Below are 14,925 nucleotides of genomic sequence, written 5' to 3' on the forward strand. Positions count from 1 at the left end.
ATGGCAAAAGTATATGCTAGTAATTTTTTCAAGTTATGCTAAATCATAGTACAGGAGGTTCTTTATCTATATAGAGTACACTTATAAATCAAAATATAAAAGATTTATTGCAATTTCTATATTAATATCTTAACTCAAATCTAGTTTATATGGTAAAATCCTTAAAAACATCACCAAATAATTGTCTGACTTTATATTTCAAACGCTTTTTTTCTTCTGAATCAAGTAGCTTATATATTTCTAAAATTCTAAAAGCCTCCTTTTGAGCTTTTTTTAGAATTTCTTTATGCTTAAATATATCAGCAATCTTTAACTCAGGTAGTCCATGCTGCTTAGTACCAAAAAAATCTCCCGGTCCTCTCAGCTCAAGATCTTTTTCAGCAATAACAAAGCCATTATTGGTGCTTTCCATTGTTTTCATTCTTTCCTTAGTAACATTATTTTTACCTTCACTAATAAGGAAACAGTAGGATTGGTATTGTCCTCTACCTACTCTACCTCTCAATTGATGAAGCTGCGCTAAGCCGAATCTTTCTGCATTTACTATGGTCATTATTGTGGCATTCGGAACATTAATCCCAACCTCAATAACAGAAGTAGATATTAGCAAGTCAATTTCTTTCGCCTCAAATCTCTTCATTATGTTATCTTTTTCATCGGCTTTCATTTTTCCATGTATTAAAGCTAAATTCCACGACTTAAAAGTTGTTTCACTTAAGTCATTATACAAATCTACTGCGGACTCAGCATCAATTTTTTCTGATTCTTCAACTAACGGACAAACAATGTAGGCTTGTCTTCCTTTATTTAATTCTTCTTTTATAAAATCGTATAACTTGTACACTTTTTTGCTAGTTATATGATGGGTCTTTATGTGCTTTCTCCCCGGTGGAAGCTCGTCTATTATTGATATATCTAAATCACCATATAATATTAAGGAGAGCGTTCTCGGTATTGGAGTTGCAGACATTACTAATACATCAGGGTTTGAACCCTTTTGCTTAAGAAAACTTCTCTGACGAACTCCAAATCTATGCTGTTCGTCAGTAACAACTAGACCCAGCTTATGAAACTGAATCTTATCCTGTATTAGTGCATGTGTTCCAACAACCATATCAAGCTTTCCATCCTTAATTTGGTTAATAACTTCTTCCTTATTTTTCACACTTCTAGATAATATTCCTACATTTACACCAAGTGGCTCTAACATACTTTTAAAGCTTTTAAAATGCTGTTCAGCTAATATTTCCGTAGGAGCCATCAATGTACTTTGATAGCCGTTTAAAAAGGCTAAATACATCGATAGTAAGGCTATTATAGTTTTTCCCGATCCAACATCCCCTTGTATAAGTCTATTCATTTCCTTAGGCTGTTGCATATCGGAGATAATATCATTAAGTGTCTTCTGTTGGGCGTTAGTTAACTTAAAGGGTAGCGCTTCCACTAAATCATTAAACTCAGGCTCAACTTCAAAGGTTATCCCATTATTGCTTTTTATAAACTTCTTTTTAATCATTATTAATCCTAATTGCATAAAAAAAAGTTCTTCAAAAACTAATCTATATTTTGCTACTTTTAAGGCTCTGGGCGAAGAAGGAAAGTGAATATTTCTAATCGCATAACCTATATCGCACATACTGTTGCTTTCTAAAATACTACTTGGTAAATACTCCTGCAATATTAGAGGATTTTCCAGCACGATTTGATCTATATTACTAATAATCTTTTTTTGTGTTAATCCCTTTGTCAACCCATATTGAGGTCTTATACTGCAAAAATTCTCTAGACTATCATGTTTAGTATTACAATATTCGGGATGGTTTAACTGTATTTCACTGCCAACAATATTTATATTTCCATAAAAGTAGTATGTTTCATTTTTTCTAAAGACCTTCTTTAAAAATGGTGAATTAAAAAAAGTTATAAATCCTATTCCACCACTGTCTTTAATAGGTACTTTTAAAAGTTTCATTCTTTTCCTAGTTCTTATTTCCTTAGCTTCGCCACATACAGTTCCAATAATAGTGGCTTTCTCCATGTGACTAACTGAATCTAGGGTTTTTACATTCCGCCTATTTTGATAACCATTTGGAAAATGATACAATAAATCTCCAACTGAAAATATGTTCAGTTTCGCGAATAATGCCCTCTGTTTTGGGCCTATACCCTTAATAGCAGATATGGGGTCATTTAGTGACAACATAAAATCATCCTTAATCATTATTCAATAGAAAATATATAGTAATATAAAGGCTGTCCTCCATAATAAGTTTCAATATCTAAATCAGGATACTTTTCTTCTAGCTGTGAAGACAATTCCGTAGCTTTTTCTTCAGTTATATCTTCACCATAGTATATAGTTAGTATTTCGTGTTCATCGTCAATAACTTTTTCAAGGGTTTCTAAGGCTGCTGACGAAACGTCATCACCTACGATCATAATATCGCCATCACAGATACCAAGGATATCATCCTTATTGATGGTTAAATCATTAAACTTTGAATCCCTTACAGAATACGTTATTTGAACTGTCTTCACATCCTCAAGAATATCAGTCATTTTCTGAATATTTTCATCTATATCTGATGCAGGGTCAAACTCTAACATAGACGCTATTCCCTGTGGAACACTTTTGCATGGAATAACAACAACGTTCTTCTCACTTAATTCCTTCGCCTGATTAGCAGCAAGGATTATATTGCTATTGTTCGGAAGAATAAAAATATTGTCTGCGTTAATATCATTAACGGCTTTAAGGATATCTTCCGTACTAGGGTTCATAGTTTGGCCGCCTTCAATAACTTTATCAATATTTAAGTCCTTGAAAATGTTGCTTAGGCCCTCTCCCATAGCTACAGAAATAAAACCATACTTTTTATTATCCTTTGGAGTATTTTCTTCCTGAATAAGAGTATTTTTATGTTGATGTCTCATATTATCTATCTTTATATCAACTAATTCACCTATCTTCAGTCCAAGTTCAATTACCTTTCCAGGATTATTAGTATGAACATGTACTTTGACTAGGTCATCGTCACCAACAACCAAAAGGCTATCTCCATAACCCTTAATCTGGCTCTTAAAGCCCTCTGAATCTAATTTATTGCCTTGTATGATAAATTCCGTACAGTAACCAAATTCAATATTTTCATGACTAACTTCATTTTCAGTACTTACAGTGGTATGTTGTTTTTCTGATTCAAATACTTCTTTTCCCGAAAGAACTTCCCAAAAACCTTTGAGGATAATTATTAAACCCTTTCCTCCTGCATCAACTACACCAGCTTGTTTTAAAACAGCTAGCATATCAGGAGTCTTCTCTAGTACAGCTTCAATATGTTCGATTACCGAGTAGAAAAAATCTACAAAAGTATCATCATTGTCACATATTTCTAAAGCTTTTTCACTAGCTGCCCTAATAATAGTAAGGATTGTACCTTCAATTGGTTTCATTACAGCTTTGTAGGCAGTATTTGATGCTTCTTTTAAAGCATTGGCGAAATCTTTCTTTGAAAGAGCCTCTTTGCCTCTACAGCCCTTTTCAAAGCCTCTGAGGATCTGGGATAATATAACACCTGAGTTTCCCCTTGCTCCCATAAGAGACCCTTTAGAAGCCTTTTTTGTTACCTCTTCGATCGAAGGCTTTTCTATCTTCGAAATTTCTTTTATAGCAGAATCAAAGGTCAGTGCCATATTTGTTCCAGTATCACCGTCAGGAACAGGAAAAACATTTAAAGAATCGACTAAGTCACGATTCTTATATAATAAATTATTGCCTTGCATAAACATTTTCTTCAGTATTTCACCGTCTATCTGTCTTATATTCAAGACTAGCCCTCCCTTAAACTTCTAAAACTCGTACTCCTTCGATATTGATATTTACTTTCTTAACCTCAATACCTGTTTGGTTTTCAACGCTATATTTAACTTTATCACGTATATTATTAGCGACTACTGAAATTTTCGTCCCAAACTGAACTATTACATATAAATCAATTATGATTTGATTTTCTTCAAAATGAACCTTTACTCCTCTATGCATATTATCCCTTTTTAATAGCTTAACAAAACCATCGGCCGGGGATTTCGATGCCATACCTACAAGGCCATAACATTCAATTGCTGATATACCTGCAATTGTAGAAATAACATCGGCATTTATATCAATTGTACCTATTTCATTTTGAAATTTTACTGACATACATTATACCTCCTTTATTTTATAACAATATCTTTTTAACCTATAGATATATGATACATTAAAATATAACTGCCCATTAATCCTATAAAATATGTCCATAATAATAATTTTATATACTATATTTTATAGCAATATCGTGCTATATTCAATTATATACCAAAAAAAACAGCAAAATAATGGATTTATTAATTATTTTTATTGCATTATTTATTAATAATGTGATAAAATAAATATTGTTTTCCTAGGATAATTAACCACTCGAGGAGGTGTAATATATGGCAAAAGAATGTGTAGTTTGTGGAAAAGGTAAAATATCTGGAAATAAAGTTAGTCACTCAGTTCGTCGTACAAGAAGAACTTGGAAACCTAATGTAAAAAAGGTTAAGGCTATCGTTGATGGATCACCAAAGAGAATAACTGTTTGTACTAGATGTTTACGTTCTGGTAAAATCGAGAGAGCTATCTAGTTAAATTGTTCAAGGCCTACTTATTGCGTAGGCTTTTTGGTTTTTTTGTAGGCAATAATACAAATATCAAAAATTTACTTATTTCTAAACATAATCTTTCTTATGTGTCTATTCCATCTCTTAAAGTCATATAATATTTTATTCTAATGCAAATTAACAAAGGAACAACTTGTAACCTATCCCTATCAATATGATGCCAAGCGTAACAATCCATACACTAGGCGGAAGAAGTATTACAAATATTATTGTCGTACCAACCGCTACTAATAATATTCCTAAAATTCTATCGTTTTTTATTCTAATCTTAAAAATTCTCTTTCTACACCCCATTACAACACCTCATGTCCATTATAAATATAAGAATAGAACAATGAAAAATAATACTATTAACGACACTAGTATTACATACCAAAATTGCAAGGGAACAAATTCTATTACTATTATTGTTCCTGCCAACCCTAGAATTACGCCAAGAATTTTCCGTGCCAAAAGGCTCCTACGTAACATGACAATCACTCCCTAGGTTTATTAATATATATTATTCTTCTTAGTAAATTTATGACACAAAAAAACACTTACATATTTGCAAGTGTTTTAATTTGTATTCCTATTCTAATTCTAATTTCTAGTCCCTAGCTTTAATCACTAGAAGTAACCCTTCATTTATGCTTATAGAGCCTTGTTTCTTAGCGAATTCATTGCTAACACCTATAGAAGATCCAAAAGAGATTTCTGCATTAAATAGAGGGTATTTAAACCCTTCTAGAGTAACCCCTTTAACCTTATTGCTTAACGGTATTAGAGACAAATATTCATTATTTTCTCCTGACAAGACCAATTTATTATGCTTGTCATCTATAATATAAATTTCATTATTCTCATTAATCATTTTACCTTTAATATTCTTATCTAAGATTTTTCTTAATAGTGTTACATTTGCAATAGAGTGATCCATTCTACTACCAAGGGTCCCAATAAGAATTATTTCCGAAGGATTGTGGGATAAGGCAAAATCTAAAGCTAGCTCTGTATCAGTAGCGTCCTTATTAGTAGGGAATTTCTGAAACTCAACCTTCTTTTCTAAGAACTTTTTTTTGTGTTCTTCATCTATTGAATCTAAATCTCCAATGATTACATTTGGAACAATATTCATCTTAATTAGATGCTTAGCTCCCCCATCGGCACAAATAATAAAATCATCAGAGCTAATTACGTTATTATAAAAGCTATAATCAATAATACTCCCATTAGAAACTATAATGTACCTCATATTAACTCCCTAAACTTCTTTAAATTTTTCTTTAAATGCTAAAACATTTTCTGCAACAGAATTTCCATTAAAGATAGCCGATCCAGCAACTATTACGTTAGCACCAGCCTCTAAAACCTTGCTTACATTGTCTATCTTAATTCCACCATCTACTTCTATATCTATATCAAGGCCTCTTTCCTCTATCATTTTTCTTAGCCTATTTATCTTTTTCAGTGAACCTTCTATGAACTTTTGTCCTCCAAATCCTGGGTTTACAGACATGATTAAAACCATATCTAAATCTTCAAGGATATCCTCTATTAAACTTAAAGGTGTCGCAGGATTTAAAGAGACTCCCGCTTTGATTCCAAAGGACTTTATATTTTGTATCGTTCTGTGAAGGTGTGAACAGGCTTCAACATGAACTGTTAAAATATCAGCACCAGCCTTTGCAAACTCAGGAATATACTTATCTGGATTCTCAATCATAAGGTGTACATCAAAGGGCAAAGATGTTTTTCCATTTATACTATTTAATACAACAGGTCCAAGACTTATATTTGGAACAAAGTGTCCATCCATCACATCAATATGCAATAGTTCTACCCCAGCCTCTTCGGCAGCCTTTATATCCTTAATAAGATTTGAAAAATCCGCTGAAAGTATTGATGGAGAAAGTTTTATCATAATTAGTACCTCCTATTTTTCACATCGCTTATTTGTTTGAAAAACTCAATATAATTGTTATATCTATTACTGTTTATCTTTCCCATTTTTAATGCATCTTTAACTCCACAGTTTGGTTCATTAATATGAAGACAATTTGCAAATTTACAGTCATCATTATATCCAAGAAACTCAGGAAATAGATGGCTAAGTTCCTCTGTCTCGATATAATCAATAGTTAATGATGTAAATCCAGGTGAATCAACAACCCATCCCCCAAAATCAAGCTGTAAAAGCTCAGAATGACGCGTTGTATGTTTCCCTCTTTTTATTTTAGTGCTCAATTCACCTGTTTTTAACTCTAAACCAGATTGTACTTTATTCAAAATACTTGATTTACCAACTCCAGATGGCCCAGCAAAAACAGATATTTTGTCCTTAAGAACTTCCTTTATCCTATCTATGCCAATATCTTTTTTAGTACTACAAGGTATTATTTCATATCCAGTATCTTTATACATCTCTGTAATGTCCTTCAATAATTCATTGTCGTCTAAGTCAATTTTATTTACACATATTTTGAGTTTTAGATGATGATACTCTGACATTACTAAGATTTTGTCTAATAATCTTAGATTGGGATCAGGATTTTTTAAAGCAAAAACTATTATTGCTTGCTCTACATTTGCCACCGGTGGTCTTATAAGCTCTACCTGCCTGTCGCAAATATCTTCAATTACTCCTTGTCCCGTATTTTCATCGAAAGAAAATTCAACATAATCCCCAACTAAGGGGGTGATTTTTTTATTCCTAAATTTCCCCCTAGCTTTACATTCATAAATATCTTCACTATTTTTTATATAATAGAAGCCTCCGATTCCTTTAACGATAATGCCTCTCCTCATTCAATTCCTCCTTATTTAAACTCCCTCTCTACCGACTGTATCAATTCATTACCAAAATAAACGTCTACCTTCACCATGCCTTTACCAGATACATTTAATCTAATCTCTTCTTCATCTTTATTATGTACTGCTTCATGCAGTACTGTAGAAACGCCATTTTCAGTCTTAACAACTTTAACTACTTCCTCTTCCTTGTCAAAGGTTAAAAGAATTCTATACTGCTTTACGATTTTATCCGATTCAGTCTCTTCAGGTGGCTGTTCTACTTCTTCAGGCCCTTTACTTACAACCACATTAAAAACAGAGTTCTGTTTAATCTCTGATCCAGCAGAAATAGTCTGGGATATAACTAAATCCTTATCAATTTCCTCACTAAATTCATAGCTAACCTTGCTTAAAATCAACTCTAGCTTCTTTGCCGCATCCTTAACGTCATCAATATTCTTACCTATTAGATTCGGCATGATAACAGTCTCTATTTTACTTCCTTGACTTACGACAACATCAACGGAGCTGCCCTCTTCAATTTGACTGCCCGCCTCTGGTGTTTGTGAAATGATAATACCTATAGGTAAATCGTCATACACGTAATCAATATTTCCCATTTCTAATCTATTGTTTTCAAGAAGAATTTTTCCTTCATCAACATCTTTATGGGTAATATTTGGAATATCTACCTTCTTTGGCCCTAGACTCACAGTAAGCCTAACAGTATATTCTTCCTTAACTGGAATACCTGGTTCAGGATCTTGGTTTATTACATACCCTACAGGTATTTCGTTGTCATAAAGTTCATTCTCAACCATTACGTTTAGGCCTAATCCTTGTAATTCATTTTTAGCAATATCCTGAGATTTATTGGTGATATTAGGTACTTGTACTTCCTGCACACCAAATCTATCTTTAAATACGTTATAAAAGGCACCACCCACTACCACAAAGGAAATTACCATAGCAGATACAATACCTATTGCTATTGTCATCTTGCTCGTTCTTTTCTTCTCCCTTGGTGGTTCATCCAATACATCAAAATCATTGATTGCAGGCATTACCCTTGTAGGAGATTCATCATCATCTAAAATCGCTACACTATGCTCAGGGTTATTAAGTGCCTCCTCCAAATCATTATAGAGCATGATTGCACTTTCATATCTTTTGTTTTTATCCTTATACATTGATTTAAGAATTATGTTTTCTAGCCCACTTGTGATATCCGGGTTGATCATAGACGGTGGCACAACTTCTTCCTTTAGATGCTTTAATGCTACAGTTACAGGAGTATTCCCGGAAAATGGCACTCTTCCTGTCGTCATTTCAAACATTGTTATTCCTAATGAATATATATCAGATTTTTCATCAACAAAACCACCACGAGCTTGTTCCGGCGAAAAATAATGTACGGATCCAATGACACTCCCAGTATTTGTTATAGTTGATGAAGTAATAGCTCTAGCTATACCAAAATCCGTAACCTTAGCCCTACCATCCTCTGTTATTAATATATTATGAGGCTTTATATCTCTATGTACTATATGATTATCATGGGCATGTTGTAGTGCCAAAGCAATCTGCTTAGAAATATTTATGACTTCATCATTTGATAAAAAGCCTTTTTCCTTTATGTACTTTTTCAAGGTCTTACCATCCACATATTCCATAACGATGTAATGTGTATCATTATCGGTTCCCACATCATAAATATTAACAATATTAGGATGAGAAAGACTAGCAGCTGCCTGAGATTCCTTTTCAAACTTATTTATAAAATCCTCATCACTTATAAATTCTGGCCTAAGTATTTTCACTGCAACAAATCTATTTAAAAGACGACACTTGGCCTTATAAACTAAAGCCATACCGCCTCCACCAATCTTTTCAAGTATCTCGTATCTCTTACCTAGTATTTTTCCAATCATAGTCTCACTCCCTCATTAACTATGCCTATATCTAATAGCAATTAATGTAATATTATCGAATCCACCTCTATCGTTAGCTTGATCTACCAAATAGTCACAAGCGTCCTGAAGATTTTCCATGTCTTCAAATGACTTTTTCATCTCATAGTCATCTACTATGTTTGTTAGTCCATCTGTACAAAGAATAATAATATCTTCAGCTATGATATCGTGGTCAATAATATCCGGTATGGGACATATTTCGGTTCCTAATGCTTTGGTTATTACGTTTCTCTTTGGATGAGATTTTGCTTCTATCTCTGTAATACTACCATTCTTTACAAGCTGAGATACTAAGGTGTGATCCTCTGTAAGCTGCTTTAATTTCCCATCTCGTAAAAGATAAGCCCTACTATCTCCTATGTGCCCTAAATATATTTTGTTATCTATAAACAAGGACATCGTAATGGTTGTCCCCATACCATCACGCTCTTCATTATTTAGAGATTGCTTGTATATTTCATTATTTGCAGTTTCAATGGCTTCTTCAATAAGATCCGCAATCTTGCTCTCATCAGAAACATTTATACCACTTAAATTAACTTCCACAAACTCACTAACTTTTTCAATGGCAACCTTACTTGCGATTTCTCCAGCATTATGGCCGCCCATGCCATCGGCTACAATGAAAACACAATTGTTCTTTTCATCGATAAAGAGGGAATCTTCGTTTTTATTCCTTATCTTACCTATATCAGTTTTTGATGCCCATTCCATTAAATCACCCCAAAACTTGATTAACAATTGAAAAAACTGCATAACCACATACTATATAAATCCAATATGTACAACTGCTTAGTTTAAGAATTAACACAAATAATTTCCAAAACACGTTAGTCAAAGGATTATTACTGCAATTTTATTCAAGTTAACTATAATTTTCCGTAATCCCGAATCATTCATAGAAAATTCAAAATTATGCTACATCCTTTCAAACTTTCTATGCATAATCTGGGATAATAATTAATTTTATCATAAATTTTACTAGTTTTGAACTAGCTTAAATTGTTGTCCAATCCATTAATATTATATCAAGATCTTCGCTAAAAGTTAAAATATAGTCAAAATCAAGTTATCTCTTCTAAACTTCTACCTTACTCTTTCCATTTTGCAAATAAAGAACCCATCTGTATTTGATATATGTGGGTATAATTGTAAAAAACTTTTACTTGACCTGATTTTCTCTGGAAGATTTTTATTTATATCTACTAACGTAAAGTTATCGTTTTGCTTTAAAAATCTATTAACAATATTTGCGTTTTCCTCGTCTTGAATGGTGCATGTGCTATATACAATAGCACCTCCAACTTTAACATACTTAGAACTTACATTTAATATTTCAAGCTGAAGCTTTGAAAGTTCTTGAATATCATTAGCTTCTTTAAAGTATCTTATTTCAGGCTTACGTCTTATTATACCAAGACCCGAACAAGGCGCATCAACTAAAACTTTATCAGCTTTGCCTAAAAGATTCTTGTCCAAAGTCGTAGCATCAAATCTTTCCGTTTCTATAATAGAAATCCCAAGTCTATTAGAATTCTCCCTAACAATATCCAACTTATGATCATGTATATCCCTTGAAAGTATTCGACCTTTATTCTTCATAAGCTGAGCCATATGTGTGGATTTTCCACCTGGGGCACTGCAAACATCAATTACAAATTCACCTTCCATAGGGTTTAGTACTTGACTAACTAGCATGGAGCTTTCATCCTGTACTTGAAACAACCCTTTATTAAAAGCTTTTAAGCGATCGAGTCTACTTTTCATTGACTCCATAACTATTGAATTCTCAGCAAACTCACCTACTCTGCAAACTACATCTTCACCTTCTAGTTCCTCCATTAAAACTTCCCTTGTAATCTTTAAGGTATTAGTTCTAACAGTTAAATTAGGAGAACTATTGTTGGCCTCTAAAAGTTTCTTTGTAAAATCAATTCCATAATCATTAATCCACTTCTTAACCAACCATTCAGGATGTGAATACTTTATTGATAAATGATGGTTAGGATTTTGATCAAAGCTTGGTAACTTAACCTTATTTTGATTTCTAACATAGTTTCTTAATATTCCATTTACAAAGCCAGAAAGCCTATAATTTACCTTCTTAGCAATTTTTACAGATTCATTTACAGCTGCTGAATTTGGAACCTTCTCAAGAAATATAATTTGATATAATCCTAATCTTAAAATGTTTAAAATTTCAATCTCAATCTTATGTAGTTTAGTTTTAGAAAAATTTTGTATTATGTAATCAAGATATAGTTTATTTTCCAACACTCCATAAACCAGCTGACTAATGAAGCGCCTGTCCAAGGATGACACTTCATTTTTCTTTAGGAATTTATTAATTGCTATATTAGAAAAGGCCTGATTTTCTTCTATATCTACTAATATATTTATCGCCACTCTCCTAGGGTTTACGTTGCTCATACTATTCCTCCCGTGTATATTATGGATAATCTTTTATGGTCTATAGATTAAGATTAAGGATTAGAATCAATATTAGATCTAAACCTTAATCTCCAATACAACCTGAACCATTAAAAATAGCCCCAAAGATATTCCTTAATCTCTACTATTTCTTAAGACAAGCAATCTTAAAAGGTTTGCAATTGAAACAGCAACGGCTGCAACATAAGTCAAGGCAGCAGCATTTAAAACAGACTTTGCAGACTTTACCTCTTCGTTGTAAATTAGTCCATTTGATGTAAGCTGTTTGATTGCCCTTGAGCTGGCATTAAGCTCTACAGGTAAAGTTATTACATGGAAAGCTATTGCCGCAATGTAAATATATATACCTAAAGTTATTAACATCTCAGTTCTAAGAAAAACTCCCATAAAGGCTAAAGGTATAGCAAATTGTGAAGCAAAGGATGCCACTGGAGCAAGACTGTTTCTAAAGTTAAGTGCTGCATATCCAGTTGCATGCTGAATTGCATGACCCACTTCATGGGCTGCTACGCTAATAGATGCTATAGACGTACCATTATATACATTTCCAGAAAGCCTTATCACTTTTTTTCTTGGGTCATAATGGTCAGAAAGTTGTCCACCTATATGCTCAATCTGAACATCTCTTAAACCATTTCTATCTAATATCATTCTTGCAACCTGAACACCGGTATATCCCTTCATATTCCTTACCCTCAGGTAACGATTAAAACTGCTCTTAACCTTGCCTTGGGCATAAAATGCAAATATCATTGCCGGTAACAAGAAAATCATACTTCCATAATAGCTTGCAAATCCATACATTGTATTACCTCCTTAAGTAATGCTTTATAGCCTCTTCTACCTCATCCACATTTACAATTGTATTGTTACATGGTCCGTGGGGTCTCTCATTCTTTATCCCAATAACAGGTATTCTTTTAACGTCTAAAATACCATGGGATAAATCTCTTTCACAAGCCACTGCTATTATCCCCTTAGGTCTATGGTCCTTTATAATCTTTCTAGCTAAAGTACCACCTGTAACAACCTCAAGTTTTACATTATATTTGCTACATAACTCTAGAAGTTTATCAATATCACAGGCTCCACACCTTTGACAATTATTAATGTCGCCTGTTACCTTATGCTTGCAAAGAGACTTCTGCAGACAATGTGGAGTTATAATCAATATATCCTCTGGTCTAAGTTTCTCACTTTTTAAGATTACTATCTTATTATTAATTTCTGAAAAAAATCTCCTTATTGGATCCTTTTCAATTTTCATCATATTTGAAAACATAATCATAATCGGATATATATGTTTTATTGAGTTTTCAAAAATGGGTATTAACTTTCTCGGCATGGTGCCATTTTTAGCAATCCTAATGGTTAATAGTAATAATCCTAGTAAGTACATTACTATAGCAATGAAAATAAAGACTAATATTCCTATAATAACTATATATAAATGTAAGCCACTATTTCGAAGCAGTAGTACTAAGCCTATGGCCAACAAGAACATAACTAGGATAATCATCATTAGTATATTGAGAAATACATTCTTATCTTTGCTAAGTATCATGTTTTTCATATTATTCACCTAAAACTATGTTACTTTCTATTGTATTACCCCTTATATACTCGTCAACAGTCATTCTTCTGCTATTTGGAAGCTGGATTTCCTCAATTACAAGTACTCCATTACCAGTACTTACATAAACACCTGATTTATCAACCTTGATGATTTTACCATTTTCCTCATTGCTAGTGGTACTAGATATATTAGCTTTCCATATCTTCATCTTCTTACCTTTATACATAGTATAAGCAACGGGCCACGGATTTAAACCCCTTACTAAGTTATATATATCTTCGGCACTATTTTCCCAATTAACGAAGCCCGTTTTACTACTCAACATAGAGGCATAACAACTCTCAGAGTCATTCTGTGGAGTTCGGGGAGCTTTGTTTGACTTCAAAAGCTCTAGAGTTTCTATAAGAACCTTGGCTCCAATGTCTGATAAGATATCGTGAAGCTGTCCTGCAGTCATATCTCTTTCAATCTTCACTTCTTCTTTCAAAATCATATCCCCTGTATCTAAGCCCTCGCTCATATGCATAGTAGTGATACCTGTCGTCTCTTCTCCGTTTACTATAACCCAGTTAATTGGTGCTGCACCTCTGTACTTAGGTAATAATGAAGCATGTACATTTATACACCCTTTTTCAGGTATATCTAATATTTCCTTCGGTAAGAGCTGACCATATGCAACAACAACTATACAGTCAACATCCATCTTCTTTATAGCATCAATATACTCCTTTTCTCTTACCTTTACCGGCTGTAAGACTTCTATTCCTAGTTCCATAGCCTTTACTTTTACAGGGGGAGGCAAAACCTTCTTACCTCTCCCCTTAGGTCTATCAGGCTGAGTTATTACAGAAACTACCTCATAACCATTTTTATTCATTTCCTCTAAACAGGGAACTGCAAAATCTGGAGTTCCCATGAAAAGAATTCTCATATTCTATGCACCTACTCTTCAATAATTTTATCTGTAAATAGTATCCCATTCAAATGATCAATCTCATGACAAAGAACTCTAGCTAACAGTTCTTCACCTTCTATATGGAATTCTTCGCCCTTTCTATTAAGTGCTTTAACCTTTACATAAAATGGTCTTTCAACATCACCAGATCTCTCCGGTAAACTAAGACACCCCTCTACGTCTATATAGCTTCCATCCTGTTCTACTATTTCCGGATTAATAAGCTCTACAAGGCCATCACCAATATCTATAATCACTATTCGTCTCAAAATACCTATCTGTGGTGCTGCAAGCCCAATACCGTTTCCTGTATTGTACATAGTGTCAGCCATATCATCGATTATTTGAATCACTCTATCATTAATTTCCCCAACTGGTCTAGAAATCTTTCTTAACACAGGGTCGTCATCTGTTCTAATATTTCTTATAGCCATAAAACATTCCTCCTAGATATTGAACTCCAATTATTCATAAAAAATTCAAATTTACTTGCA

15 protein-coding genes are annotated in these 14,925 nt (G+C 33.2%); 1 reads left to right on the forward strand and 14 read right to left on the reverse strand.

Annotated elements, in window-relative coordinates; translation table 11 throughout:
- Positions 1–145 precede the first annotated feature (145 nt).
- Genes recG through R9X47_RS02710 form a run of 3 tightly spaced genes read right to left on the reverse strand, consistent with a single transcriptional unit; the run spans position 146 to position 4,201 of the window.
- A complete protein-coding gene (gene recG / locus R9X47_RS02700) occupies positions 146–2,203 on the reverse strand; it encodes an ATP-dependent DNA helicase RecG (protein WP_432665158.1) in 2,058 nt (685 codons plus the stop codon).
- Positions 2,204–2,220: 17 nt separating this feature from the next.
- Positions 2,221–3,828: a DAK2 domain-containing protein gene (locus tag R9X47_RS02705; protein ID WP_432665159.1), complete on the reverse strand. Its 1,608-nt coding sequence runs from the start codon at positions 3,826–3,828 to the stop codon at positions 2,221–2,223.
- A gap of 13 nt (positions 3,829–3,841) precedes the next feature.
- A complete protein-coding gene (locus R9X47_RS02710) occupies positions 3,842–4,201 on the reverse strand; it encodes an Asp23/Gls24 family envelope stress response protein (RefSeq protein ID WP_432665160.1) in 360 nt (119 codons plus the stop codon).
- A 275-nt stretch (positions 4,202–4,476) separates the two neighbouring features.
- Here R9X47_RS02710 and rpmB point away from each other — a divergent pair, with 275 nt between their 5' ends.
- A complete protein-coding gene (rpmB, locus tag R9X47_RS02715; protein WP_432400679.1) occupies positions 4,477–4,668 on the forward strand; it encodes a 50S ribosomal protein L28 in 192 nt (63 codons plus the stop codon).
- 153 nt (positions 4,669–4,821) lie between these two features.
- On the opposite strand, the gene R9X47_RS02720 is transcribed toward rpmB, so the two are convergent.
- The 11 genes from R9X47_RS02720 to def form a co-directional block, all read right to left on the reverse strand.
- Positions 4,822–4,998 carry a hypothetical protein gene (locus R9X47_RS02720; RefSeq protein WP_432665161.1) on the reverse strand — a complete coding sequence of 59 codons (177 nt, stop codon included), beginning with the start codon at positions 4,996–4,998 and terminating at the stop codon, positions 4,822–4,824.
- Positions 4,999–5,293: 295 nt separating this feature from the next.
- Positions 5,294–5,938, reverse strand: coding sequence for a thiamine diphosphokinase (locus tag R9X47_RS02725; protein ID WP_432665162.1), 645 nt, complete (start codon positions 5,936–5,938; stop codon positions 5,294–5,296).
- Positions 5,939–5,947: 9 nt separating this feature from the next.
- A complete protein-coding gene (rpe, locus tag R9X47_RS02730) occupies positions 5,948–6,607 on the reverse strand; it encodes a ribulose-phosphate 3-epimerase (RefSeq protein WP_432665163.1) in 660 nt (219 codons plus the stop codon).
- A 2-nt stretch (positions 6,608–6,609) separates the two neighbouring features.
- The gene (rsgA, locus tag R9X47_RS02735; RefSeq protein ID WP_432665164.1) at positions 6,610–7,491 is read right to left on the reverse strand and encodes a ribosome small subunit-dependent GTPase A; all 882 of its coding nucleotides are present in this window, start codon (positions 7,489–7,491) and stop codon (positions 6,610–6,612) included.
- An 11-nt stretch (positions 7,492–7,502) separates the two neighbouring features.
- A complete protein-coding gene (gene pknB, locus R9X47_RS02740) occupies positions 7,503–9,407 on the reverse strand; it encodes a Stk1 family PASTA domain-containing Ser/Thr kinase (RefSeq protein WP_432665166.1) in 1,905 nt (634 codons plus the stop codon).
- Positions 9,408–9,422: 15 nt separating this feature from the next.
- Entirely contained in the window at positions 9,423–10,163 is a 741-nt protein-coding gene (locus R9X47_RS02745) for a Stp1/IreP family PP2C-type Ser/Thr phosphatase (protein WP_432665167.1), read from the reverse strand.
- A gap of 372 nt (positions 10,164–10,535) precedes the next feature.
- Positions 10,536–11,879: a 16S rRNA (cytosine(967)-C(5))-methyltransferase RsmB gene (gene rsmB / locus R9X47_RS02750; RefSeq protein ID WP_432665168.1), complete on the reverse strand. Its 1,344-nt coding sequence runs from the start codon at positions 11,877–11,879 to the stop codon at positions 10,536–10,538.
- A 135-nt stretch (positions 11,880–12,014) separates the two neighbouring features.
- Complete coding sequence (locus tag R9X47_RS02755) at positions 12,015–12,704, reverse strand: zinc metallopeptidase (protein ID WP_432665169.1); 690 nt, start codon at positions 12,702–12,704, stop codon at positions 12,015–12,017.
- A gap of 4 nt (positions 12,705–12,708) precedes the next feature.
- On the reverse strand, positions 12,709–13,473 hold the full coding sequence (locus R9X47_RS02760; protein WP_432665170.1) for a DUF116 domain-containing protein: 765 nt from the start codon (positions 13,471–13,473) through the stop codon (positions 12,709–12,711).
- Position 13,474: 1 nt separating this feature from the next.
- Complete coding sequence (fmt, locus tag R9X47_RS02765) at positions 13,475–14,407, reverse strand: methionyl-tRNA formyltransferase (protein ID WP_432665171.1); 933 nt, start codon at positions 14,405–14,407, stop codon at positions 13,475–13,477.
- Positions 14,408–14,418: 11 nt separating this feature from the next.
- Positions 14,419–14,865 carry a peptide deformylase gene (def, locus tag R9X47_RS02770; RefSeq protein ID WP_432665172.1) on the reverse strand — a complete coding sequence of 149 codons (447 nt, stop codon included), beginning with the start codon at positions 14,863–14,865 and terminating at the stop codon, positions 14,419–14,421.
- Between the last annotated feature and the right edge of the window lie 60 nt (positions 14,866–14,925).

Source organism: Wukongibacter baidiensis (assembly GCF_050888315.1).
GTDB classification, from domain to species: Bacteria; Bacillota; Clostridia; order Peptostreptococcales; family Caminicellaceae; genus Wukongibacter; species Wukongibacter baidiensis.